Source organism: Alkalihalobacterium chitinilyticum, from assembly GCF_029028005.1.
GTDB classification, from domain to species: domain Bacteria; phylum Bacillota; class Bacilli; order Bacillales; family Bacillaceae_F; genus Alkalihalobacterium; species Alkalihalobacterium chitinilyticum.
In genome coordinates, this window is the sequence record NZ_JAOTPO010000003.1 from 206,057 (window position 1) to 232,079 (window position 26,023).

The 26,023-nt window shown below is 37.8% G+C and carries 27 protein-coding genes; all 27 read right to left on the bottom strand.

Annotated elements, in window-relative coordinates; all coding sequences use genetic code 11:
* Positions 1–162: 162 nt before the first annotated feature.
* On the bottom strand, positions 163–432 hold the full coding sequence (rpsO, locus tag N7Z68_RS05940) for a 30S ribosomal protein S15 (RefSeq protein ID WP_275117549.1): 270 nt from the start codon (positions 430–432) through the stop codon (positions 163–165).
* 129 nt (positions 433–561) lie between these two features.
* Positions 562–1,506 carry a bifunctional riboflavin kinase/FAD synthetase gene (ribF, locus tag N7Z68_RS05945; protein ID WP_275117550.1) on the bottom strand — a complete coding sequence of 315 codons (945 nt, stop codon included), beginning with the start codon at positions 1,504–1,506 and terminating at the stop codon, positions 562–564.
* 36 nt (positions 1,507–1,542) lie between these two features.
* Positions 1,543–2,451, bottom strand: a complete 909-nt coding sequence (truB, locus tag N7Z68_RS05950) for a tRNA pseudouridine(55) synthase TruB (RefSeq protein WP_275117551.1) — start codon at positions 2,449–2,451, stop codon at positions 1,543–1,545.
* 132 nt (positions 2,452–2,583) lie between these two features.
* Positions 2,584–2,937 (bottom strand): 30S ribosome-binding factor RbfA, encoded by a 354-nt coding sequence (gene rbfA / locus N7Z68_RS05955; protein WP_275117552.1) that lies wholly within the window; start codon positions 2,935–2,937, stop codon positions 2,584–2,586.
* Between the two features lie 24 nt (positions 2,938–2,961).
* A complete protein-coding gene (locus tag N7Z68_RS05960) occupies positions 2,962–3,243 on the bottom strand; it encodes a DUF503 domain-containing protein (protein ID WP_275117553.1) in 282 nt (93 codons plus the stop codon).
* Positions 3,240–5,351 (bottom strand): translation initiation factor IF-2, encoded by a 2,112-nt coding sequence (infB, locus tag N7Z68_RS05965; protein WP_275117554.1) that lies wholly within the window; start codon positions 5,349–5,351, stop codon positions 3,240–3,242. The genes N7Z68_RS05960 and infB overlap by 4 nt, the downstream gene beginning before the upstream one ends.
* A gap of 16 nt (positions 5,352–5,367) precedes the next feature.
* On the bottom strand, positions 5,368–5,673 hold the full coding sequence (locus N7Z68_RS05970) for a YlxQ family RNA-binding protein (RefSeq protein WP_275117555.1): 306 nt from the start codon (positions 5,671–5,673) through the stop codon (positions 5,368–5,370).
* Complete coding sequence (gene rnpM, locus N7Z68_RS05975) at positions 5,673–5,936, bottom strand: RNase P modulator RnpM (protein ID WP_275117556.1); 264 nt, start codon at positions 5,934–5,936, stop codon at positions 5,673–5,675. Before rnpM ends, N7Z68_RS05970 begins: the two co-directional genes overlap by 1 nt.
* A gap of 14 nt (positions 5,937–5,950) precedes the next feature.
* Complete coding sequence (gene nusA, locus N7Z68_RS05980; RefSeq protein WP_275117557.1) at positions 5,951–7,093, bottom strand: transcription termination factor NusA; 1,143 nt, start codon at positions 7,091–7,093, stop codon at positions 5,951–5,953.
* A gap of 31 nt (positions 7,094–7,124) precedes the next feature.
* On the bottom strand, positions 7,125–7,595 hold the full coding sequence (rimP, locus tag N7Z68_RS05985; RefSeq protein WP_275117558.1) for a ribosome maturation factor RimP: 471 nt from the start codon (positions 7,593–7,595) through the stop codon (positions 7,125–7,127).
* 172 nt (positions 7,596–7,767) lie between these two features.
* Positions 7,768–12,075, bottom strand: a complete 4,308-nt coding sequence (locus N7Z68_RS05990) for a PolC-type DNA polymerase III (RefSeq protein ID WP_275117559.1) — start codon at positions 12,073–12,075, stop codon at positions 7,768–7,770.
* 140 nt (positions 12,076–12,215) lie between these two features.
* Entirely contained in the window at positions 12,216–13,922 is a 1,707-nt protein-coding gene (locus tag N7Z68_RS05995; RefSeq protein ID WP_275117560.1) for a proline--tRNA ligase, read from the bottom strand.
* A gap of 14 nt (positions 13,923–13,936) precedes the next feature.
* Entirely contained in the window at positions 13,937–15,190 is a 1,254-nt protein-coding gene (rseP, locus tag N7Z68_RS06000) for an RIP metalloprotease RseP (protein WP_275117561.1), read from the bottom strand.
* Positions 15,191–15,206: 16 nt separating this feature from the next.
* On the bottom strand, positions 15,207–16,355 hold the full coding sequence (locus N7Z68_RS06005) for a 1-deoxy-D-xylulose-5-phosphate reductoisomerase (protein ID WP_275117562.1): 1,149 nt from the start codon (positions 16,353–16,355) through the stop codon (positions 15,207–15,209).
* Between the two features lie 31 nt (positions 16,356–16,386).
* Positions 16,387–17,184 (bottom strand): phosphatidate cytidylyltransferase, encoded by a 798-nt coding sequence (locus N7Z68_RS06010; protein ID WP_275117563.1) that lies wholly within the window; start codon positions 17,182–17,184, stop codon positions 16,387–16,389.
* Positions 17,185–17,199: 15 nt separating this feature from the next.
* Positions 17,200–17,967: an undecaprenyl pyrophosphate synthase gene (uppS, locus tag N7Z68_RS06015; protein ID WP_275117564.1), complete on the bottom strand. Its 768-nt coding sequence runs from the start codon at positions 17,965–17,967 to the stop codon at positions 17,200–17,202.
* A 154-nt stretch (positions 17,968–18,121) separates the two neighbouring features.
* Positions 18,122–18,679: a ribosome recycling factor gene (gene frr, locus N7Z68_RS06020; protein ID WP_275117565.1), complete on the bottom strand. Its 558-nt coding sequence runs from the start codon at positions 18,677–18,679 to the stop codon at positions 18,122–18,124.
* A gap of 1 nt (position 18,680) precedes the next feature.
* Entirely contained in the window at positions 18,681–19,397 is a 717-nt protein-coding gene (pyrH, locus tag N7Z68_RS06025) for a UMP kinase (protein ID WP_275117566.1), read from the bottom strand.
* A 101-nt stretch (positions 19,398–19,498) separates the two neighbouring features.
* Positions 19,499–20,377 carry a translation elongation factor Ts gene (gene tsf / locus N7Z68_RS06030; RefSeq protein WP_275117800.1) on the bottom strand — a complete coding sequence of 293 codons (879 nt, stop codon included), beginning with the start codon at positions 20,375–20,377 and terminating at the stop codon, positions 19,499–19,501.
* Between the two features lie 209 nt (positions 20,378–20,586).
* The gene (gene rpsB, locus N7Z68_RS06035) at positions 20,587–21,315 is read right to left on the bottom strand and encodes a 30S ribosomal protein S2 (RefSeq protein ID WP_275117567.1); all 729 of its coding nucleotides are present in this window, start codon (positions 21,313–21,315) and stop codon (positions 20,587–20,589) included.
* Between the two features lie 164 nt (positions 21,316–21,479).
* On the bottom strand, positions 21,480–21,989 hold the full coding sequence (locus N7Z68_RS06040) for a DUF6115 domain-containing protein (RefSeq protein WP_275117568.1): 510 nt from the start codon (positions 21,987–21,989) through the stop codon (positions 21,480–21,482).
* A gap of 11 nt (positions 21,990–22,000) precedes the next feature.
* Positions 22,001–22,315: a hypothetical protein gene (locus N7Z68_RS06045; protein WP_275117569.1), complete on the bottom strand. Its 315-nt coding sequence runs from the start codon at positions 22,313–22,315 to the stop codon at positions 22,001–22,003.
* A gap of 36 nt (positions 22,316–22,351) precedes the next feature.
* Complete coding sequence (locus N7Z68_RS06050; protein WP_275117570.1) at positions 22,352–23,764, bottom strand: flagellar assembly protein A; 1,413 nt, start codon at positions 23,762–23,764, stop codon at positions 22,352–22,354.
* A gap of 3 nt (positions 23,765–23,767) precedes the next feature.
* The gene (locus N7Z68_RS06055; protein ID WP_275117571.1) at positions 23,768–24,535 is read right to left on the bottom strand and encodes a FliA/WhiG family RNA polymerase sigma factor; all 768 of its coding nucleotides are present in this window, start codon (positions 24,533–24,535) and stop codon (positions 23,768–23,770) included.
* A gap of 2 nt (positions 24,536–24,537) precedes the next feature.
* On the bottom strand, positions 24,538–24,870 hold the full coding sequence (locus N7Z68_RS06060; protein ID WP_275117572.1) for a hypothetical protein: 333 nt from the start codon (positions 24,868–24,870) through the stop codon (positions 24,538–24,540).
* A complete protein-coding gene (locus N7Z68_RS06065; protein WP_275117573.1) occupies positions 24,870–25,358 on the bottom strand; it encodes a chemotaxis protein CheD in 489 nt (162 codons plus the stop codon). The genes N7Z68_RS06060 and N7Z68_RS06065 overlap by 1 nt, the downstream gene beginning before the upstream one ends.
* On the bottom strand, positions 25,351–25,989 hold the full coding sequence (locus tag N7Z68_RS06070; protein WP_275117574.1) for a chemotaxis protein CheC: 639 nt from the start codon (positions 25,987–25,989) through the stop codon (positions 25,351–25,353). The genes N7Z68_RS06065 and N7Z68_RS06070 overlap by 8 nt, the downstream gene beginning before the upstream one ends.
* Between the last annotated feature and the right edge of the window lie 34 nt (positions 25,990–26,023).

Here is a 26,023-nt window from a genome sequence, read left to right on the forward strand (position 1 = left end):
CTCTCATTAAACAAAATCGTTCAATCTGTCTTTATTATTACCTATTTATACTTAAAATAAAAGAATAAATCAAATGTCCAACAGAATGGATAAAATAACCATTAATTTTCCCTAATAAAAAAGCGGGAATGCTCCCGCTTTTTATTAAGTGTTAACTTGTGATTAGCGACGTAATCCTAGCTTATCAACAAGGTTACGGTAACGAATTACATCTTTATTACGTAGGTACGTTAAAAGATTACGACGTTGCCCAACCATTTTCAAAAGACCACGACGTGAGTGGTGATCCTTCTTATGAGTACGTAAGTGCCCATTTAATGTGTTGATTTGCTCAGTAAGGATAGCGATTTGTACTTCTGGAGAACCAGTGTCAGTGTCATGAGTTTTGAACTCACTGATGATCTCGTTCTTACGTTCTTGTGTTAGTGCCATCCTATCCACCTCCTTCAAAATAATCACCAATTCCCTAGCAAAACGTCGGTGAATCGATTTTGCCAAGCAATGGTTGTTAGTACTTTTAGTACAGATACTAGAATACCTTTTTTTAAAGATAAATGCAAGTTATTTAGCCTTATTTAGCTGAAAATATCTTTCTGCTGCATTTTTATCTAATTCAATTTGTGTAATAAGTTCATCCATTGATCCAAACTTTTTCTCTGTTCTAATATATTGATGGAAAGTAAGTGAAATAGCCTCATCATAAATATCTTCGTTAAAATCAAATAAATGTACTTCAATTGTCGGCATGACTTCTTCATCTTTAAAGGTCGGCCGATATCCGATGTTACACACACCTTCATGCAGTGTCCCTTTTACATCCAACGTAACAGCATAAACACCTAGCTTCGGAATCATATATCGATTAGTTACTTTAATATTAGCTGTAGGGAAACCAATAGTTCGTCCACGTTTATCCCCATGTACAACAACACCCTCGACAACGTAATTCCGTCCGAGAAGTTCAGGAAGCTCGTCGACGGCTCCATCTACAATCTTACTTCTAATTAATGTTGAACTAATTTTTAATTCGCCTAATTGGACTTTATTTACTGTTGTCTGACCAAATACTCCTCTTGAGTGAAAAGGTAATGTTTCCATTGTTCCTTTTCCTAAGTGGCCGTAACTATAATCAAAACCTGCTACTACATGCTGTACATGCATATTGATTAAGTAGTCATCAACGAATTGTTGAGGGGTTAGTTTTGAAAATGACTGGTCAAACTGAACAACAAATAATTGGTCGACACCTAATTGCGACAATACTTCAATTTTTTTTTCTAACGGTGTAATATACATCATTGGCTCTGTTGGCTTTCTTAATACTTCTTTTGGATGCGGATTAAAAGTCATAACCGAAGTTAGTAAACCTTTTTCCATTGCAACCTTCTTTGCCGTTTCAATTACCTTTTGATGACCTATATGCACTCCATCAAAGTAGCCAAGAGCTAATACTGTTGGTTTTTCGTTTCTAATCTTTAATGGGTAGGTTAAATGGATAACGTCCAATGTCTTTCACCTTCTTTTTGTTGAGTACAGTTACAGTTAACTGAACATTTTCTCTGGTTTAATCAAACCTTGCTTTGTGGGATGTTGTTGATAGATTGCTAAACATACTCCGTCTTCATTATATACAGAAAATCGATTTTCATCTATTGATTTGAATTGTGGTAAGACTGATCCATTTTTAATTTTTGCCTCAGTTTGGCTATCTACAACAGCTGAAGGAAAGTGTTTGATGGCTTCTTCTATTGGTAAAAGTACGTTTTCGATTTCATGTTTTTCTACCATTTCCTCAAGTTGTTCAAATGTATAACAATCTGATAATTGAAATGGCCCAGAAGCGATCCGCTGCAAATACGACATGTGAGCCGGGTAGCCTAATTCTTTTCCAATATCAACCGCAAGGGTTCGAACATACGTACCTTTGCTGCATTTCACGCGGAATGAAAAAGACGCGGTATTATCGCTTGTATTAATTTCATTTTCTACTAATTGTAGCTCGTATATGTTCACACGTCTAACAGGTCGTTCAACTTCAATTCCTGCTCTTGCATATTCATATAACTTCTTTCCTTTTACTTTCACAGCAGAATACATAGGTGGAACTTGATCTATCTCACCTGTAAAGGATTGAAGAATTTTCTTAACCTGCTCTACCGTAGGCGGCGTATCCACGCTTTTTTTCTCAACGATCTCTCCGCTGCTATCTTCGGTTGTTGTAGACCAACCTAGCGTAACTTCTCCAACATATTCTTTCGGGTAATCGGTCATATACTCGGCTACTTTTGTCCCTTTTCCAATACATATAGGTAATACACCAGTTACATCAGGATCTAATGTACCTGTATGTCCGACTTTTTTCGTTTTTAATAATTTTCGAAGCCGGAAAACACAATCATGGGAAGTCATTCCTTTAGGTTTATGTAATGGTAATATTCCATTAAATTCCATTTGATCACCTCATTTACGTGAAAAAAAAGAGGCTGACTCCAATAGCAAAGAGTCATCTACCTACTTCTAACGAGCCATTACGGTCCATTCATTGTCAGGTATAAAGACACTTATGAGTCAGCCTCTTCTTAATTAATCATTTTTTTGTTTGTTTATTTCCGTCAATAACGTTTCAATACGGTTACCATACTCAATGGACTCATCAAATTCAAACTCAATTTCTGGAGTTTTTCGAAGACGTATTCGTTTTCCAATCTCCGTTCGAATAAATCCTTTTGCTTTTGACAGCCCTTGAATCGTATCCTCTTTCTCTTTCTCATCACCGAGTACTGTAATGTACACTTTTGCTTGCTGCAAGTCACCTGTTACATCAACACCAGTTACTGTAACAAATCGTACTCTCGGGTCTTTAATTTCACGCATGATAATGTCGCTAAGCTCTTTCTTCATTTGTTCCCCAACACGGCTTGCTCTAACATTACTCATATAAAGTCACCTCACTAATAGCTATTACAGCCATTCATAGTTTGTAACTGTTCGTTCCAATTCAGTCATACGATCAATAAAAGATAAAACTCGATCTATTTCCTGTTCTGCCACATTTTTATTTGCGGATACAGTTACAACTGCAATTTCTGATCGTTGCCAGACATTCTGATGTCCGATTTCTGCAACGGATACATTAAAACGTTGTTTTATCCTTGTAATTAAACTTTTTAAAACTGAGCGTTTGTCCTTTAAAGACTGGGCGTCATAAATTAATAGTTCACAGTAAACTGCACCTATTGTCATTTACGTTTAATTTCCTCCATGATGTAAGCTTCGATAATATCGCCTTCTTTAACATCATTAAACTTCTCTAACGTAATACCACATTCATAACCAGCTGCAACTTCTTTAGCGTCATCTTTAAAGCGTTTAAGAGCGTTGATTGCACCTTCATAAATAACGATTCCATCACGGATTAAACGTACTGTAGAATCACGTGTAATTTTACCGTCTGTAACATATGAACCAGCAATCATACCAATTTTAGATACTTTAAACGTTTGACGAATTTCAACTTGACCAATAACTTTTTCTTCATATTCAGGGTCAAGCATTCCCTTCATTGCACTCTCAATTTCTTCAATTACATTATAGATAATTCGGTGGAGTCGAATATCAACATTTTCTGACTCAGCCACTCGCTTCGTATTAGCATCTGGACGAACATTAAAACCAATAACGATAGCATTAGATGCCGCAGCTAAAATAATATCTGATTCAGTGATTGCTCCTACCCCAGTATGGATAATATTAACCTTTACACCTTCAACGTCAATCTTTTCTAGTGAACCACGCAACGCCTCAACTGACCCTTGAACGTCACCTTTGATGATAACGTTGATCTCTTTAATTTCCCCTTGTTGGATCTGATTAAACAAATCATCAAGGCTTACTTTAGATGTCTCGTTACGCTCTTCATCTCGTTGACGAATCATACGAGTCTCACCAATTTGACGAGCTGTTTTCTCATCTTCAAACACTTTAAATTGATCGCCGGCATGCGGAACATCATTTAATCCAGTAATCTCAACAGGAGCTGCCGGACCAACTGATTTTACTCGACGACCTAAATCATTTGTCATTGCACGTACTCGACCAAACGCGTTACCGACTACAATAGGGTCACCGACCTTCAAAGTTCCGGATTGAACTAATAAAGTGGCTACTGGTCCGCGTCCTTTATCTAATTGGGCTTCAATAACAGTCCCTCTTGCTAAACTGTTTGGATTCGCCTTATATTCTTCTACTTCAGCAACAAGTAGTATCATTTCAAGCAATTCATCAATACCTTCTCCTTGTAGGGCAGATACTGGTACAAAAATAGTGTCGCCACCCCAAGCTTCTGGTACTAACTCGAATTCCGTTAATTCCTGCATAACTCGGTCAGGATTTGCTGCTTCCTTATCCATTTTGTTTACTGCAACAATAATAGGTACTCCTGCTGCTTTTGCATGGCTGATTGCTTCTTTAGTTTGAGGCATAACACCATCATCAGCTGCAACAACAAGAATGGTAATATCCGTAACTTGAGCACCACGAGCACGCATCGTTGTAAATGCGGCGTGACCTGGTGTGTCTAGGAACGTAATACGTTTTCCAGCGGTTTCTACTTGGTAAGCACCGATGTGTTGAGTAATTCCACCAGCTTCTCCAGCAGTTACTTTGGTATTACGGATTGAATCCAATAATGTTGTTTTTCCGTGGTCAACGTGTCCCATAATGGTTACAACTGGAGGACGCTCTTGTAATTCAGCTTCGTTTTCTTCTTCAACAAATTCTTCGAAATTTGTTTCATCAATAATAATTTCTTCTTCTACTTCTACACCATAATCACCAGCGATTAATTCAATCGAGTCTTTATCTAGCTCTTGGTTAATCGTTGCCATTACACCTAAGAAGAGTAATTTCTTAATGATTTCAGATGGTTCCTTATGAAGTTTCTTAGCAAGCTCACCTACTGTTAAAGTACCTGAGTATGTAACCTTGTCAGGAAGCGGTTGTTTCGCAGGTTTTTGTTGGGCTTGATTATTTTGCTGAAAATTATTTTTCCCTTTTGGCTTCTTATTATTGTTGCCTTTTTTATTACTATTTTTTTGTTGATTATTAGCTTTATCATCATTGTTTGTTTTTTTCATTTTTGATGGACGGTCTTCTTTCTTTTTATTTGAAGAAACTTCATCTTCACCTTTTTTATCTCCATTACTATCCCCGATAAGCTTTCGCATCGCTTCCTCATCAATAACTGACATGTGATTTGTGACTGAAAAACCTAAAGTTTTTAATTTTTCGATGACTTCCTTACTGGTAATGTTTTTTTCTTTTGCATATTCATATATTCGCATCTTCCTCATATGTTTACCTCCACCTTTATTGATCGATTAGTGAGATCAACTTCTTCGCGAAGCCTTGGTCGATAACACCTAATACGACTCTCTCTCTCTTCCCAATAGCTTGGCCAAGCAGTTCTCTCGTTCCAGTCATTCGGATAGGTGTATTATAAAATGTACATTTATCGTTTAACTTTTTCCCTGTTGCTTCGGATGCATCTGTTGAAACGATTACAAGATGAACTTGTTTTTTTCGTATTTCTTTTATAACCAATTCTTCACCTGAAACGATTTTTCGTGCTCTAGCCGCAAGCCCTAAAAGAGACAACCATTTATTTTCGTTCATTATTTCCCAACCTGTTCAATTAATTGATCATAAATTTCTTCACTTACTTTAATATTAAGGTGCTTTGAAAGAGTATCTTTTTGCTTCGCTTGCTCAAAGTATTCTTTCCCGTTAGATATGTATGCACCTCGTCCATTCTTTTTCCCCGTTTGATCAATAGAAACTTCCCCTTCTGGAGATCGAACGATCCGAATGAGATCTTTCTTAGGCTTCATTTCGTTGGTGACGATACATTTTCGAAGTGGAACTTTACGTTGCTTCATTGGCTCCATCTCCCTTACTTATCTAATTCAATTTCTTCCTCTTCTACAGTTTCATTTACTGCCGTTTCTGTTTCTTCTACATTATGGCCTAATGTTTCTTCAACAGGATCTAATAACCCAAGTTCTTCTGCTTCAGACTCACTTTTTATATCAATTTTCCACCCTGTCAGCTTTGCTGCTAGTCGTGCATTTTGTCCGCGTTTCCCGATCGCTAAAGAAAGTTGATAATCAGGAACGATAACTTGAGTCATCTTCTCTTCTTCGTTCACTTTTACCTGAACAACCTTTGAAGGACTAAGTGCGTTTGCGACGTACTCTATTGGATCCTCAGACCAGCGGACAATATCAATTTTTTCGCCTTTTAACTCATTAACAATTGTCTGAACACGCTGACCTTTAGGACCAACACATGCTCCAACTGGATCAACTTCAGGGTTTTCAGCGTGTACTGCAATTTTTGAACGATCCCCGGCTTCACGTGCAACCGATTTAATTTCAACCGTACCATCATAAATCTCCGGTACCTCTAGTTCAAATAAACGCTTTAATAGTCCAGGGTGTGTGCGTGAAATCATAATTTGAGGACCTTTAGTTGTTTTTTCAACTTTCGTAATAAATGCCTTAATTCTGTCATTATGGCGATAGCTTTCATTTGGCATTTGTTCATTGACAGGAAGAATTGCTTCTACTTTCCCTAGATCTACATAGATAAACCGACTATCTTGTCGCTGAACAATTCCCGTAATAATATCTTCCTCACGATCGATAAAATCAGAATAGATAATACCACGCTCAGCTTCACGGACACGTTGAGTTACAACTTGTTTTGCTGTTTGTGCAGCAATACGTCCAAAGTTTTTCGGTGTCACTTCAATTTCGACTACATCATCCACTTCAAAATTAGGATTTAACTCTTTAGCAGCATCTTGAGAAATTTCTAACCTTGCGTCAAAAACTTCTTCAACAACTGTTTTACGTGCAAAGACTCTAATGTCTCCTGTTTCACGGTTAATATCCACACGAACATTTTGTGCTTGATTGAAGTTACGCTTGTAACCTGAAATTAAAGCTGCTTCAATAGCTTCTAGAATAACTTCCTTGCTAATACCTTTTTCTTTTTCTAAAGTAGATAGTGCTTCCATAAAATCACTATTCATGGAATTCTTTCCCCCTTTCAATATAAAAACCTTAAAAAATAATGGCTAATCTTGCGCTTGCTACTTTTGTATAAGGAATCGTAATTTCTTTTTTACGAGTTTTTATTTTAACTTCAATTTTCAAGTCTGAACCATCAAAGTCAATTAACTTGCCTTCAAAAGCTTTTTCGCCTTCAATCGGTTCATATGTAGTTACATGTACGTTCTTCCCAACAGCTTTATAAAGATCCTTTTCTTTTTTTAAAGGTCTTTCTGCACCTGGAGAGGAAACTTCAAGAAAATAAGCTTGCGTAATCGGGTCTAGTTCATCGAGTTTCTCACTTAAACGCTCACTAACCGTTCCACAGTCTTCTATATCAACACCGTTTTCTGAATCTATAAAAACTCGTAAAAACCAGTTTTTTCCTTCCTTTTTGAACTCTATATCGACTAACTCCAAATCTAACTCGTCTACTATAGGTGAAACTAACTCTTCTGTAATATCCGTAACCTTATTACTCATAGGCTCCTCCTTTATTGCATATCCAGTTTTCCAAATTTTCTATCCCTTTACTTTTAAGGAGGAATAAGAAAGAGTGGGTTTCCCCACTCTTCTCTCTTCCTATTCTAAGTATTGCCATAAAAACAATATCATAATCTTTCCTTAATTGCAACAGAAGGGCAATGTGACCAAGTTAGAATAGAGACAGTTGATTCGACTCTGGTAACCCTTCTAAACAACCATGATCTAATAAATGTTCGATCACCGTTTTTGTTGATTTACTACGTTGTTGTAAATCCTCAATCGAAAGAAACTCTCGCTCTTCTCTAGCACGGACGATGTTGATGGCCGCGTTCGTACCGACACCGTTTAGAGCATTAAATGGTGGTAAAAGTGTATTTCCATCGATAATAAATTCTGATGCACTTGAACGATATAGATCGACTTTTTGGAACGAAAATCCACGTTCACACATTTCAAGCGCTAATTCGAGAACCGTTAATAAACTTTTTTCTTTTGGTGCTGCATCTAAGCCCTTCGCATTGATTTCTTCAATTTTCGCACGAATGCTTGTCGAACCTTTTACCATGATGTCAAGATCAAAGTCATCTGCTCGGACGGTAAAATATGCCGCGTAATAGAGGAGTGGAAAATGAACTTTGAAATAAGCAATTCGCACAGCCATTAATACGTATGCCGCAGCATGGGCTTTCGGGAACATGTACTTAATTTTCAAGCAAGAACCAATATACCAATCCGGTACATTATTCTTTTTCATCTCTTCAATCCACTCTTCTTGTAGTCCTTTACCTTTACGTACACTTTCCATTATTTTAAATGCTAATGAAGGTTCTAGGCCGGCATAAATTAGATAAACCATTATGTCATCACGGCAACCAATCACATCTTTTAACTCACACGTACCGCTATAAATCAATTCATTCGCATTGTTTAGCCATACGTCAGTTCCATGTGACAGCCCTGAAATTTGGACGAGTTCAGAGAAGGTACTTGGTTTGGTTTCTTCAAGCATTTGTCTAACAAAACGAGTCCCGAATTCAGGAATTCCAAGCGTTCCCGTTTTACACATAATTTGTTCTTCGGTTACGCCTAATACTTCTGGACTTGAGAATATTTTCATTACTTCAGTGTCATCTGTCGGGATTGTTTTAGGGTCGATACCACTAAGGTCTTGAAGCATTCTTATAACCGTCGGATCATCGTGTCCTAAAATATCTAACTTTAGCAAGTTATCGTGGATTGAATGGAAGTCGAAATGCGTCGTTTTCCATTCAGATGTTTTATCATCAGCTGGGAACTGGATTGGACAGAAATCATGGATATTCATATAATCGGGAACTACAATTATACCTCCAGGATGCTGTCCCGTTGTTCTCTTAACGCCTGTACAACCAGAAACAAGACGGTCAATTTCTGCTGAACGAATTTGCAAGTTATTATCGTTTTGATATCCTTTAACATAACCATAAGCTGTTTTTTCAGCTACAGTACCAATTGTACCTGCACGGTATACATTTTCTTCACCGAACAATACTTTTGTATAGTTATGAGCCCGTGGTTGATATTCACCAGAAAAGTTTAAATCGATATCCGGTACCTTATCCCCTTTAAAGCCTAGGAACGTTTCGAATGGAATATCTTGTCCGTCTTTAACATACTTCGTGCCACATTCAGGGCAATCTTTATCCGGTAGGTCATACCCCGAACCTACAGATCCATCATTAAAAAAGTGCGAATGGTGACAGTTCGGACATACGTAATGTGGTGGGAGCGGATTTACCTCTGTAATCTCAGTCATCGTCGCAACTAATGAAGAACCTACAGATCCCCTTGAACCAACTAGATAACCGTCAATTAACGACTTCTTAACCAATTTATGTGAAATCAAATAAATAACGGCAAATCCATGGCCGATGATACTTTTCAGCTCTTTTTCTAATCGCGCTTCCACAATCTCTGGTAATTCTTCACCGTAAATACTCCTTGCACGGTCATAACTCATCTGCCGAACTTCTTCATCAGCACCTTCAATATTCGGTGTATATAAGTCGTCTGGAATCGGTTGAATTGTCTCCACACTGTCAGCTATTTTATTAGGGTTGGTTACAACGACTTCTTGCGCTTGATCTCCCCCTAAAAACGAGAAACAATCTAACATTTCATTAGTCGTTCGGAAGTGAACGACAGGTAAAGAGTTTCGGTTTAATGGGTTTGCTCCACCTTGTGATCCAATTAATATTTTCCGATATATCGCATCATTTTCATCCAGGTAATGAGCATTACCTGTTGCAACAACTGGCTTTTCTAACTTCTCACCTAATTTCACGATATTCCGAATAATCAATTCGAGATGCGCTTCACTTTTAACGATCTCTCGCTCCAGTAATTGTGGGAAATTAGAAGGCGGTTGGACCTCTAGGTAATCATAAAATTTAGCAAGTTCTTCAACTTCATCCGGCGACTTTTGCATCATAGCCTCAAATACTTCACCCATGTCACACCCAGATGCTCCGATCAACAAGCCCTTACGGCGTTTTTGTAATTCTGATCTCGGTATACGCGGGGTACGGAAAAAGTAATTGACGTGAGCAATCGAAACAAGCTCGTATAAGTTTTTCAATCCTTCTTGGGTTTGAGCGAGAATTATACAATGAAACGGTCGTTGTCTGTAAAACTCACCTTTACCCATGTTTTGATTTAATTGATCATGAGACTCTAGCCCTTTCTCAATCGCATCTTTTATCATTTTCCACATTAGGAAGCCTGTTGCTTCAGCATCATAGATCGCTCTGTGGTGACTAACGAGTTCAATATCAAACTTTTTACAAAGTGTGTTTAAGCGGTGATTTTTCATTTGTGGGTATAAAAATCGAGCTAACTCAAGAGTATCAATTACCGGGTTTGGCGCATCCCCTAATCCAATTTTTCGATATCCTACATTTAGGAAGCCCATATCGAAGCTCGCATTGTGAGCTACAAGAATGGCATCGCCACAAAACGCATGGAAATCTCGGAGGACATCATCTATTTCTGGTGCCCCTTTAACCATGTCATCGGTTATTCCAGTTAAATCAATGATTATTTTGGTTAATGGTTCATGTGGATCAGCAAATGACTCAAAACGGTCAATAATTTCACCATTCTTTACTTTAACTGCTGCTAACTCAATGATAGTGTTATAAACAGCAGATAAGCCCGTTGTCTCAACGTCAAAGACAACATACGTGTCTTCAAGTAAAGGACGTGGCGCTTCATTATAAGCAATAGGTACTCCGTCATCAACTACATTAGCTTCTAAACCATATAGAACTTTAATTCCATGTTTTTTACCAGCTGAGTAAGCTTCTGGAAAAGATTGAACGATAGCGTGATCTGTAATTGCTATCGCCTTATGCCCCCACTTAGCAGCTTGTTCTACATACCGGCCTGCATTTACCATTCCATCCATTTGACTCATTGTCGTATGAACGTGTAATTCAACCCGTTTTTCATCCTCTGGAGCAGTATCCATTCGCTCAATTGGCTTTACTTGATTTATATCTTTTGCAATCATTACAAGATCCCGTACAAATGTATCGTTTTGTACCATTCCTTGAACTTTTAACCACATTCCTTTTTTAATTCCTTGGAGTAACGGTACATCTTCTTTATCTCTTGAAAATATTTTAACAATAATTGAATCCGAGTAGTCCGTAATCTTAAAAGTAAGAAGCGTTCGACCTGAACGCAACTCGCGAAGATCTGTGTCAAATACATATCCTTGAACAGCAATTTTCCGTTCCTCGTCGACGATTTCACTAATTGGTCTAGGTTCATCCTTAATTTGGTAACCAATAACAAGAGAAGATTGTGCAGTTCTTGTATCTGCGTCTTTTTCCATCTTTTTCTTTTCAATCATCGCTTCGATAACTTTAGAGTGATCTTCTTTTGCACGTTGCTCCATAAACTTGTTCATTTCTTCTACAGACTCTTTTACTTCTACTTCTAGTTGAAATGTTGGCAGTCCTAGCATTTGACAAGTTTCTTTTATAGGACCAACTAATTTTCGTAGTAAGGCTTCCTTTTCAGCTTCATTTCTAGCTTGGATGATTAATTGCCTGTTATTAACTTTAGGTGTTTGTTTTTCTAGTAATGGAATAAAGCCATTCGATACTGATTTCAGTTGCGCAACAATTACTTTCCAATAATCTGCCACCATCGCTTCACTAAACTGGCTGTTGTTGTATTGAATAGAAAATGAAACTTTTGCGATGTGTTCAAAGGACTGAGTAAGCCTTTCTGAAAATGCAATATATACATTAGCCGGCAATACCGTATCTAATTGGAATTGAAAATGCCATGCTTTCCTGTCTTTATGGATGGTCAATTTCAGGATTTGTCCATTTTGGAAATATTGTTGAACAAGCTCTTCTGGTACTAACATTTGCTGAAGGAGTAACTGAAATCTTTCTTTTCGTGTCTGCTGTTCCTGGTTATTCATAAGACTCCTCCTTCTCCTCTATTTGTAAAAAGGTAATGAGGCTAACTCAAATGAAAAGTGCTTGTACCTTTCTTACAATTGAACATTGCAAGGATTTGTAGTCACTTATGAGTCAGCCTCATTTAATTTCCCTGAAAATATTAGAGCTTACTAACGATCTCGTTTAATTTTTCATTAAGCTCTTCTACAGAAACTTCAAACATTTCCCCAGTTTTACGAAGTTTTACTTCAACGATTCCTTCTGATGCTTTTTTACCTACACCAATTCGGATCGGTAAACCAATTAAATCGGCATCTTTGAATTTTACGCCAGCTCGCTCAGGGCGCTCATCATAAAGGACATCATAACGACTATTTCTTAATTCATCATATAGCTTGTCCGCCAAGTTTAACTGTGCTTCGTCTTTTACATTAATAGCGATAAGATGAATATCAAATGGTGCTACAGTTGTTGGCCACACTAGACCATTTTCATCGTTGCTTTGTTCTACAATCGCTGCTACCGTTCGAGAAACACCAATTCCGTAACAACCCATAATCATCGGTTGTGATTTTCCTTGGTCATCTAAGAAGCTGGCACCTAAAGCTTCACTATACTTCGTGCCCAATTTAAAGACATGACCGACTTCAATTCCTTTTGCAAATTGAATTGTACCTTTCCCATCAGGTGAAGGGTCTCCTTCTTGGATTAAACGAAGGTCGGCATAAGTAGAAACCTCAAAATCACGCTCAGGATTTACATTTTGAAAATGGTAGCCTGGCTCATTGGCGCCACATACTCCATTGACTACATATTGTACTGCTAGATCAGCGACAACTTTTACATTTGCAGGTAAACCAATAGGGCCGATGTATCCTGTCTCACAGTTTAGTAATTGTTTTGCTTGTTCAGGCGCAGCAAGTTCAACAACGCCTTTATCAAAAAGGTTTTTCACCTTAATTTCATTTACTTCATGGTCTCCGCGTACTAGAACTACTACTGGTTCATCATTTACTAAAAATAGCATAGCTTTAATCATGAGATCCGCAGGATGATTAAAAAAGCCGACTAGCTCTTCTATAGTTCTGACGTTTGGTGTTTCAACTTTCGTAAGCACTTCTGCCGCTTCCGAACTTTTTGTATATTCAGCTTGAACAGGTGCTATTTCTATATTAGCTGCGAATTCTGATTGATCTGAGTAGGCAATCGTATCTTCACCGACTTCTGTTAACACCATAAATTCATGTGTATCTGTTCCACCGATAGCACCACTGTCCGCTTCAACTGCACGAAACTCAAGTCCGCAACGTTGGAAAATTCGGGTGTAAGCATTGTACATCTTTTCATAGCTTACATCTAATCCTTCTTTTGACGTATCAAATGAATAGGCATCTTTCATTAGAAATTCACGCGAACGTAGAACCCCAAATCGAGGTCTACGCTCATCACGATATTTTGTTTGGATTTGATAAAGGTTCAAAGGTAATTTTTTATATGATTTAACATCATCACGGACTAAACTTGTTATAACTTCTTCATGAGTAGCTCCAAGTACAAAGTCCCGGTCATGCCGGTCCTTTAAACGCATAAGTTCTGGGCCATAATCCCCTAATCGCCCTGATTCTTCCCATAATTCTGCAGGTTGAATAGCTGGCATTAAAACTTCGATCGCTCCTGAAGCATCCATTTCTTCACGGATAATTTCTTCTACCTTCTTTAACACTCTTTTTCCTAATGGTAAATAACTATAAATTCCCGATGCCGTCTGGCGGATCATACCTGCTCGAAGCATTAGCTGATGGCTGGCAATTTCAGCATCAGCAGGTACATCCCGCATCGTTGGGATAAAATATGAGCTTTGTTTCATTTGTTTTTCCCTTCCTATAAAAAGAATTTATTAATATCGTTCCAGGTTACTACTAGCATTAATAGCATTAATAATGCAAACCCAATAAAATGAACTAACCCTTCCTTTTGTGGATCAATTGGTTTTCCGCGAAGCGCTTCTACCCCAATAAACATGAGTCGTCCTCCATCAAGGGCAGGAAGAGGGAGGAGATTAATTATACCAAGATTTACACTTAAAATAGCCGCCCATTTCATAAGAACTAAAATTCCCATTTCAGCTGCTTGACCCGTATAATTATATATTCCAACTGGCCCTGCTAGCTGATCTAATGAAAATTGACCAGTTACTAACATTCCTAATGCCTCAAAGATCAACTTAGCAAAAACATAAGTTTCAGTAACTCCATATTTAATCGATCCTAATACGGTGAATGTTGTTGATTGGCCAACCCCTATAAAACCTTCAGGCTCACCAGTGGGCCCTTGTCTTTCTTGAGGCGTTACCACTGCTTCAAAGACTTGCCCATTACGCTCGACTTCGAAGACTAAGTCTTGATTGGGGTGCTTTTGAATAACTGATGTTAAGTCCTCCCACGTTTCAAGTGGTTGACCGTTAATTGCTAGAATCCGATCATTCTCTACAAGTTCAGCTTCAGCTGCAGCTCCTTCAGGCGAAACCATTCCAATTCTAGATTCGTCTACTGGCATTCCTGCTAATAGAGCAAAGGCTGTCAAAATCAAAAATGCTAAAACAAAGTTCATCATCGGACCAGCAAAAATAGCTAGTGCGCGTTGTGGAATCGTCTTTGAGCCGAATTGGCGATCTAGTGGTGCAATTTGTGTAGGTTCCTCGTCATAAATAATACTTGCTTTTTCATGGACTGGAAATGAAACGAGTTCCCCATCTTCATAGGCCTCAATGAATAAATCTTTTTCTAAATCGACACGCTCAACAGTAACAATTTTTGCTTCTGGATGTTTCGATTTATTGTTTACAATGATTTCTGATACTTGATTCCTTCTGTTAAATACTAAGCCAATTTCATATCCCGGTTTAATTTGAATTAGTTCAGGGTCTTCTCCAGCCATACGAACAAAGCCACCTAATGGTAACAAGCGAATCGTATAAAGCGTTTCATCTCTTCTAAATGAGAACAACTTAGGTCCAAACCCTATAGCAAATTCACGACATAATATTCCTGCACGTTTTGCAAAATACAAGTGTCCCCATTCGTGGATAAACACAAGTAAACCGAAGATGATAATAATGGCAATTAAAGTATTCATGAACGTATCCCCACCTTTATGTCATGAGTGAGTGAACAAACCTTCTAGTCTGTTGATCCACTTCAATAATAGTTTCTAACGAAGGTTTATTAACTAGTTGATGATTTTCCAATGCTTGTTCAATATAATCTTCAATTTGTAAAAACGTAATTCTATTTTCTAAGAAAGCTGCAACAGCAACTTCGTTAGCTGCATTTAATACGGTAGGCATAGTGCCGCCAGAACGTCCAGCTTCATAAGCAAACTTCAAGCAACGATAACGTTCGAAGTCAGGCTTATTAAAGTGTAACTTACCTACTTCCCATAAGTTTAACCGTTCTTGTTTCTTGAAATCAAGCCTGTCAGGATAGCTCAACGCATATTGGATCGGTACTCTCATATCTGGGGTGCCTAATTGAGCAATAACGCTTCCATCCACATACTCAACCATAGAATGAATGATACTTTCCTTATGTAAGAGAACTTCAATTTGATCATATGGTATATCGAAGAGCCAATGTGCTTCTATCACTTCTAGTCCTTTGTTCATCATAGTAGCAGAGTCAATTGTAATTTTTGCACCCATCGACCAATTAGGGTGATTTAACGCATCTGCTACCGTAACATTAGTTAATTGATCTCTACGCTTGTCTCTGAAACTTCCACCAGAAGCCGTTACAAGTAACCTACTTACCTTCTTTATGTCCTCACCTTGCAAACATTGAAAGATAGCAGAATGTTCACTATCAACTGGAAGGAGAGACACTCCGTATTCTTTTGCCTTTTGGGTAACAATGTGTCCTGCGGTTACTAACGTTTCCTTATTTGCAATCGCTATCGTTTTTCCAGCTTCAATCGCTGCAAGAGTTGGACCTAAACCAACACTTCCAATGACAGCATTCACAAGTACATCAGCTTCTGAAAAAGTCGCTACTTCTACGAGACCTTCATCACCGTAGCTTAACTTTACACTGCTCGGTACTTCGTGTTTAATTTGTTCGAATGTTTCTCTTGTTAAAACGGATAATAGTTTAGGTTTAAATTGGTGAACTAACTCCATCCCCAGTTTCACATTTTTCCCTATAGACATTGCAACAAGTTCAAAGCGGTCAGGGTGTTGAGTTATTATATCCAACGTTTGCGTGCCAATCGAACCAGTAGCACCTAATAAGCTAATTTTTTTCAATGACTTTCACCCTTTACTACAAAACCACATTTTAAATTAATTGTAACAGATGTAAAATCGGCATGACATATATAAGACTGTCAAAACGATCTAATATTCCCCCATGACCAGGAAGTACATTTCCTGAGTCCTTAACAGCGTAGTGACGCTTCAGAGCAGACTCTACTAAGTCTCCCATTTGACCAAAAATAGATGCAACTAATATGACAAGTCCTAAAATAATATACGAGTCAAAGATCGGGAATATGAGTTGAAATACAAAACCAACTACAAAAGCACATATTATCCCACCTATAGACCCTTCGATCGTCTTCTTTGGACTAATATCTGGCCAAAGTTTTCTTCTCCCTAGTTTACGACCGACAAAATAAGCACCGGAATCGGTAGACCAAATAATGAACAATACAAAAAATACGAGTGCTAGTCCATTTACAGCATCTAATCGAGTCATGATTAAATAATGAAATCCAAACCCTACATAAACAGATGATAGAATAATAAATCCTACTTCATCGAATGTATATTTATTTTTCGTTATAACTGTAGTCATTAGTAGTATTAAGATCATAAATACAAATAGTTCAACTTTGGTCACATGGGAAAAAATAGATAAATCAAGCCAATTTGTAGGTACGAGCAAAATCCACATTAGAATTAAACTAACGAGGCCAATAAATGAGAAAGGAGGAATTTTTTTCATCTTTAATAGTTCAAACATTGCAATAGAAGCAACCAAAATAATTGTTAATGTAAACGGCCAGCCACCTAACATCGTTATTGGAATAAAAAATGATGCAGCAATGACGGCTGTAATAATTCTTTGTTTCATAATCCTTCCTCCTTTCTATACACCACCGTATCTACGACCTCTTTTTTGATAAACACGGATAGCATCCTCGAAGTGCTCTTCTGTGAAGTCTGGCCAGAGAACATCAGTGAACCAAAACTCACTATATGCAAGTTGCCAAAGCATAAAGTTACTTAATCGGAGTTCACCGCTCGTACGAATTAGTAAATCTGGATCATTTAAATCATCTGTCATTAAGTACTGTTCAAGTTGTTCCTCAGTTATTTCTTCAGGAGAAATCTTTCCGTCTTGAACTTGAGACGCTAACGTACGAATGGCTCTTATAATCTCGACTCGACTGCCATAATTAAGAGCAAAATTTAGTATGAGTCCTGTATTTTCTTTTGTTTCTTCGATGGCAGTTTGTACTGCTCGAAGCGTATGAGCAGGCAGCTCATCAGGACACCCCATTAACCTAACTCTTACATTTTCTTTTTTCAGCTTAGGTAGTTCCTTGCCAAGATACAGCTCAGGTAACTTCATTAAAAACTCAACTTCTGGTTTAGGTCTTTTCCAGTTTTCTGTTGAAAATGCATAGAGTGTTAGAACTTTTACACCTAACTTGTTTGCCCGGCTGACGATCTTATTTACAACTTTCATTCCTTCACGATGACCAGCTATTCTAGGCAATCCTTTATTATTAGCCCATCTGCCATTACCATCCATGATGATGGCTACATGACCTGGGACATTTTCTAAATCCACTTCAAGTGAGGGTCTATCCATTTCATTAGATGATTTTAACTTTTTAAATTTCTCAAGCATTTCTAGCCCTCCAAAACAACATCATCCATTTTTACCATATGGATGATCTATAATACAAAATCTGCTTAAATATATCATTTCAATAAAACAGTGTAAAAAAACCCCCTGTATCAAGAGGGTCTATTTACATTATTCTATTGTACCGTGAAATCACTTATACTTCCATGATTTCTTTTTCTTTATTTGTAGTAATTTGATCGATATCTGCAATATGTTTATCAGTCAGCTTTTGCACTTCATCTGTTGAACGACGAAGATCGTCTTCTGTTAGTTCACCGTCTTTTTGCAACTTTTTCAAGTCATCATTAATGTCGCGGCGGATGTTACGAACAGCTACTTTTCCCTCTTCTCCATATTTCTTAACAAGTTTTACTAAGTCTTTACGACGTTCTTCTGTTAAAGCTGGAATCGTAATACGGATAATTGTTCCGTCATTTGAAGGAGTTAGACCTAGATCTGATTTTAAAATAGCCTTTTCAATATCACCAATAACTGTTTTATCGAATGGTTGGATAACTAACATCCTTGCTTCCGGGACAGAAATTGTCGCTAATTGATTCAGCGGTGTTGGAGCACCGTAATATTCCACTGTTACTTTTTCAAGTAAGCTCGGATTTGCACGCCCAGCACGCAACGTAGATAATTCACGATTTAAAGCATCTAATGCTTTTTTCATTCGACCTTGTGCATCTTGCATAAGTTCTTTTGACATTTTAACTCCCCCTTACAACTGTTCCAATTTGTTCGCCTAGAACGGCACGTTTAATATTTCCTTCTTCCATGATTGAGAAGACAATAAGTGGAATATCATTATCCATACACAAAGATGAAGCTGTAGAATCCATTACAGCTAAGCCTTCTTTTAATAGATCTAAGTACGTAATAGACTGATATTTCTTAGCGGATGCATCAACTGCTGGATCCGCACTGTAAACACCATCTACTTTATTCTTTGCCATAAGAATGACTTCTGCTTCAATTTCAGCAGCTCTTAAAGCAGCAGTAGTATCTGTCGAAAAATACGGGTTACCAGTTCCTGCCGCAAAAATAACAACACGCTTTTTCTCTAAGTGACGAATAGCTTTACGGCGAATGTAAGGCTCTGCCACTTGTCTCATTTCAATTGATGTTTGAACTCGGGATTCAACCCCAATTGTTTCTAAACTATCTTGAAGAGCAAGAGAGTTCATCACAGTGGCTAACATCCCCATGTAGTCAGCAGTTGCACGATCCATGCCTTTTGCACTGCCTGCCATACCACGCCAAATATTTCCTCCACCTACAACTACAGCAACTTCAACATCTAGTTCTACAATATCCTTCACTTGAGTTGCAATTGATTGAATGACTGCTGGGTCAATTCCATATCCTAAGTCTCCAGCTAAAGCTTCGCCACTTAGCTTTAAAACTACGCGATTATATTTGCTCATCTCTACCTCCATTAGCGACAAATACGTCCACATTGGGCTTTTTTATTATGCCTTTTTTGAAAAATAGGGAACACAGTGTGCTCCCTATCCTAGTTAATTCATTATTTCTTCACTTGAGACATAACTTCTTCTGCGAAGTTGTCTTCACGTTTTTCCATACCTTCGCCAACTTCATAGCGAATGAATGTTTGAACAGAAGCACCTTTGTTTGCAACGTATTTACCAACTTTATGGTCACCATCTTTAACAAATGGCTGGTCAAGTAAACATACGTCTTCAAAATATTTACTTAAACGTCCTTCTACCATCTTCTCTACGATATTTTCAGGTTTCCCTTCGTTTAACGCTTGTTGTTTTAATACTTCGCGCTCACGATTTACCTCTTCAGCTGGAACCTCATCACGAGAAACGTAGACTGGTTTAATTGCAGCGATGTGCATAGCAACATCTTTTGCCAATTCTTCATCAGTTGTTCCATCAAGTACAGTAAGAACCCCGATGCGTCCTCCCATATGTAAATAAGAACCAAATACTGCAGAATCAGCTTTTTCTACGATTTCAAAACGACGAAGAGAGATCTTCTCTCCAATTTTTGCGATTTGACTGTTAATGTATGTCTCAACAGTTTCACCGTGCATTGGTTTTGAAAGTGCTTCTTCAACACTTGCAGGATTATCAGCTAAGATTTGTTTTGCCAGCTCAGCAACTAAGTTTTTGAAGTTATCATTTTTAGCAACAAAGTCAGTCTCAGAGTTAATTTCAACGATTACGGCTTTGTTACCTTCAGTTGCTACGTAAGCTAAACCTTCTGCAGCAATACGATCAGCTTTTTTAGCAGCTTTAGCGATACCTTTTTCACGAAGGTAGTCGATTGCTTTTTCCATGTCACCATCAGTTTCTACTAATGCTTTTTTGCAGTCCATCATACCTGCACCTGTTTTTTCACGTAATTCTTTTACCATGCTAGCAGTAATTGCCATCATCAATTCCTCCTTATGGTTGTATGTAGTATTTTGCATATATAGTCATTGTTCAAAATTAAAACAGTATTTGTGTCATCCTTTTGAACTGGCCAATACTTATATGCATGTCCATTTTCATGAAAAGTAACCCTATGAGTGATTACTTTTCTTTTAAAAAAGGTGATAAAGGGCAAACCCCTTTACCACCCTTTGAAGAGCAAATGAAATTAAACAGTTTCTTCTACTTCTTCTTGCTCTGCACTTTCATTACCAGCAGCTGAAGTAGCTTCGATAATCGCATCAGCCATCTTACCAGTAAGAAGTTTTACGGCACGAATTGCATCATCGTTACCTGGGATAACATAATCAATCTCATCTGGATCACAGTTTGTATCTACAATAGCAACAATTGGGATGTTTAATTTATGAGCTTCAGCAATTGCAATACGCTCTTTACGTGGATCGATAATGAATAATGCATCTGGAACACCCTTCATATCTTTAATTCCACCTAAGAACTTTTCTAAACGCTCCATTTCCTTTTTAAGAAGAATAACTTCTTTCTTTGGAAGAACATCAAACGTTCCATCTTCTTGCATTCTTTCTAACTCTTTTAAACGTCCAACACGTTTTTGGATTGTAGAAAAGTTTGTTAATGTTCCACCTAACCAACGTTGGTTGATGAAGTACATTCCACAACGCTCAGCTTCTTCTTTAACAGAGTCTTGAGCTTGTTTCTTTGTACCAACAAATAAAACTTTTCCTCCGTCTGCTGCTAGGTCTCTTACGAAATTGTAAGCTTCCTCAACCTTTTTAACAGTCTTTTGTAAATCGATGATGTAAATTCCGTTACGTTCTGTGAAGATGTAGCGAGACATTTTTGGGTTCCAACGACGAGTTTGGTGACCGAAGTGTACCCCTGCCTCTAGTAATTGTTTCATTGAAATTACTGCCACATCAAACACCTCCTTCAATGGTTTTTGTTTTCCTCCGCAATCCTCATCTTTAAGTAAGACTGAAAAAACTTTCAGCACCCTCACCTAAATTAGAATGCGTGTGTGATTAACACCGTGGATTAATATACCACAACGAGAATGCAATAGCAAGTAGCATAGGAGATTTATTGATAAAATTTTATCATTAATTCAACTTCACCTTTTCCGAGTTGAAGTTTTTTTGCTATTTCTTCTGCCGAGTAGCCTTGTTTAGACAAAGAAAGAACTTTCGCTGTGTTAGATTGTTCATACATTTCCGTTTCTTCAACCTCTAACGCTGGAGGCTGGTAGTCTTCATATTCTATTTGCTCCTTTGAAGCAGGAGGTCGTTTATTTTCTTCTTTCATTTCCGTTGACATCATCACTTCAGGTGCCTTCACCTGATCTTCAGAACGCTTTATGCTTGAAGCTGTTGAGCTTTCTTGCTTATATTTATTTAATTGTTCTAGGAGTTGTTGGTTTTCTTCTTTCATTTCTGATGTATAAGCAAAAAGTAAATCTTCTATTTCCCGCTTTAGCTTCTCTTCATCGACTGCAGGTGTTTGTTGATTATTAATTTTCTGAAGTAAAGTAACGATCCATAGAAAAGTAAGCAAATGTAATACGAGACTAGTAGTTACTAAAAATTGAATCATATTGTACTCCCTTAGCCTGAGTAATCTATAAAATTCCCTTTGTATGGGTGCTGTACGTCATTATCCTGTTGTTTCCTGTGTTTCTTTTTACTATTCCTGTCATGTTGTTGTTTCTCTTTTTTGTTTTCTTTATCCGGTTCTAGCTTACTAGCATCTGATGAATCTGATTTATTGACCTGCTTCCTTTTTTGCTCTTCTTCTTTTTTATGTGCTGTTGTAATGATATCTTGTCCAACTTGGCCACGTTGTTGCAATTGTTCTTGAATTTTTCCTGCGGCTTGCGAACGCGTAAACGAGCCTTGCATTTCAATTGGTCTTAAACTCATCTAATGTCACACTCCACCAATTACCATTTTCCTTTATTATAAGGGAACGATCTGTATTTCACTATCCATAATAAATACTTTTACATTTTGGTGAGTTGCAGTAATTTTCCGACGATATTTACCGAATGTTAATGTAACGTTAGGCAGAAGAGATCGTTCAACCCTAACGGATCCAGTCTGACCTTGCTCCAATTCCTCGTTCAATTCAGTGAGCTCTTCTTGAGCTGTTACTTTTTTTTCTTCTGTTTGCAGAAGTGTATTCCTTACTCTTAGCTTCATAATCCTCTCATTAGCTTGCAGGACCTGCCCCTGTTTTTCTTTTAATTCAAAGACATGTAATAACTTATTAAGTTTTTCTAACTCCCCTGTGGCTAATGTGAGTATTTTTTTATTCTTCTCAATATCTGCTAATACTTGCTGGTGAACTCCAATAAACAGCTCTGTCTGAGTGTGCATCGAATTGCCAATCTCTTTTGCAAAAATTTCTTTTCCAGCAGATAACTGCCCCCCAACGAGATTACCTTTTCCTTTATTACAGTAAATGCTTCCGTTAACAGTACATTTACTATGCAATATCGATTGATTGACATGCAAATCACCATCAGCTTCAACATTCCCCTGATTAATGAAGGTTGTGTGTATATCCTTTTTCGCTTTTATCAAACCTTTTCCTTGGCCGGCAATGCCTGCTGCAACAAATATTGAACCTTCAGAAATGATAGTAGCCGCTTCAACAGTTCCTTGGATGCGAATATCTCCTTTAGCTTTCACCTTAAATCCAGCTGGCACATTTCCACGTATCGTAACATTCCCAATAAAGTCAATATTTCCAGTCTTCATGTCTAGGTCACCCTGAACTTCATATACCGGGTAAACATGAATCGTTTTCCTATCGATACACTGCTGACCGTCTACTTGGGCAATTAACGATAATTTATCCTCAGATACGGCAGTATTTTTTCCGGGACGTAAGATGAAATCTCTGCCAGGCTTTGCAGGGATTTCTTCTCCGAATACATTAATACCCGATTGCCCAGCTGTTGCTTCGACCTTTCTCCCTACTGTCTGCCCTTGACTAACCGAAGGAATCGTAATGACTTTCTTTAAATCGACTTGACCTTCTTCATTTTCGTCTGTTTCAGCGCCAAATTGGTTCGCCTGTAAAAAAGCGTTACGTCCATTAATTGGAGATTTTCCTTCAGCAATAACGATTGGTGATGTAATAGGTTCGACATGATCTATTATGACCTTAAGGTTACTTTCATTAATTCCTGAAACCACTCCGTGTTCTTTTATCCAAGACCTCAATTGTTCCATCGTTAATAGATATTCAGCCTCGAGTTTTTGATTTTGAATGAGGGTAGCATTCATTTTATCTTTACTGATTATGATTTCAAAAACCCCGTCTAAAGGTGTCATAGTATTTAAATCACCACTTTCGATTGGCATGAATTAGCTTATCGCCTTTTTTAACACTTGCTGCAGTCGAAATAGAGCCTTTGAATGGATTTGAGAAATACGTGATGTGGAAAGGTCTAAAACTTGTCCTATTTCGGTTAATGTTAGTTCTTCAAAGTAGAACAAGCTAATAACAAGCTGTTCTTTTTCGTTTAAATTTTTAATGACTCGAGCCAATTCTTTTTTTGTAGCCTCTGCCAATACAGACTGTTCTGGAGTTAAGGCGCGTTTATCTTCAATCGATGATTTATACGTTTCATCACGATCTGTATCATTTGTCTTTTCATCGATCGAAAGCATGTTTGCATAGAAACTTTCAGACATTATATAAGTTACTTCTTCTTCGGAAGTCCCCATTTCATTCGCTACCTCATTTGCATTCACATAACGCCCTAACCTTTGTTCTAACTTCTCAATTGTTGACTCAACTTTTTTGGATTTCTCCCTTAAAGACCGGGGTAACCAATCTTCCTTTCGTAACCCGTCAATAATAGCACCTCTTATTCTAAAAGAAGCATATGTATCAAACTTTAAATCCCGTTGAGCGTCAAACTTTTCAAGAGCATCATATAAGCCCATCATTCCATGACTCATTAAATCATCCTTATTTACATTGCGCGGGAGCCCAGACGCAACTCGACTAACATGATATCGAACGAGTGGCATATATAAGCGAATTAACGAATCTGCTGCTTCGTTGTCTCTTGTCCCAATCCACTTATCCCATAATTGTTGTTCCTCACATAATGATGTTTCAGGCATGATTATACCTCCTTGTCATCGAGAAGTTCACGTACATAGTTACCGGCTTTCATAATTTCTTCTTCACTATAATCACGGTTTTCAATCGGGTATTCTTCCTTTATATCGTTCCCTGGTAAAAAGAGATCTTCCTCTGTCTCTTTACTTTGAGGAGGTGCTAAAGAGAACGCCCACAACCAACGAAAAAAATAAGTGCTAAGATAAGTAATTAAAAATGCAACCGTTGCTCTAAAGCTAGTAGTTATTATTAAATTATTCCCTAATGCCCCTAAAAAAACGATGATAAAAACAGCAATGCTAAGGTACAGATTAATTAACCAACTGCCAAAAAGCATTATATTTCTTTAACTCCTTGACTTACTGTTCGTATGTTTAGTTTTTTTGTAGCTGGATTAAATTCAATCGTTCGTCCACTGCTTCCGCCTACGTCTTCGGCAACAATAGGTATTCTAAGTTCTTTCAGCTTTTCTTTAACTGCGTCTACATTTCTTGGGCCTATTCTCATCATTTCATTCGTACTTGAAAAATTAAACATTTGCGCTCCACCTGCAATTTTTGCTTTTAAGCCGTAAATTCTCGCCCCTGCGTTTTTCATCTGCTCAATGAGTTCAATTATTGCAGTGTCCGCATATTTTGCCACATTCAATGTCCCTGATCTACCAAGTTTCGAATCTGGAAGCATCACATGTGCCATACCTGATACATTTGAATAGTCGTCATATAATACAACCCCTACACATGACCCTAATCCCGAAGTTCTGATCGTGCGCGGTCCTTTAACGATATTCAAATCAGCCATTCCAACTTTCACTACATCATTCATCCAGCTCTACTCCTAAAGACTTAAAGATTTGCTCAAAAGCATTAGGATCAGGGAGTAAGAAGAAATGACCAGTCGATTGGGAAAATTCATTGTCCATCTCTTGTACTTCAGTATCAATTACAATTGCATAATCACTGACTTGAGACACTTCAATTAATCCAAAACTTAATATAGCTCCTGCTAAATCAATACTTATTGCAGGAACAGACGGCTGTAAATTAAGTTTTGTAAAATCCGAAAGCGCAGACAAATAAGAACCAGCTAGTATGTTACCTAACTCTTGCAAAGCTGATAATCCTAACTCTTCAAATGGAGGTTCAGTTAATTGAAAAGTGGAGTTGCCTATTAAACGTTGGATAAGTTGCTCAGCTTCTGCAACAGGAATTAGAAGAAACATGCTTCCTGGAGCATCTCCTTCAAGTCTAAGAAAAATTGCAGCAACAACATTGTCTTCTCCACCGACCAAATCTGCTATTTCTTGGAATGAAACCACGCGAACTGATGGAACCTTCATATCAATACTTTTACTTAATAAAGTAGACAAAGCCGTCGCTGCATTACCTGCCCCAATATTACCGATTTCTTTTAATACATCTAAATGATAAGGCTTAATTCGCTCTATATAATCCATACGATTACCTCTCCCTAGAAATCATTATATCTAT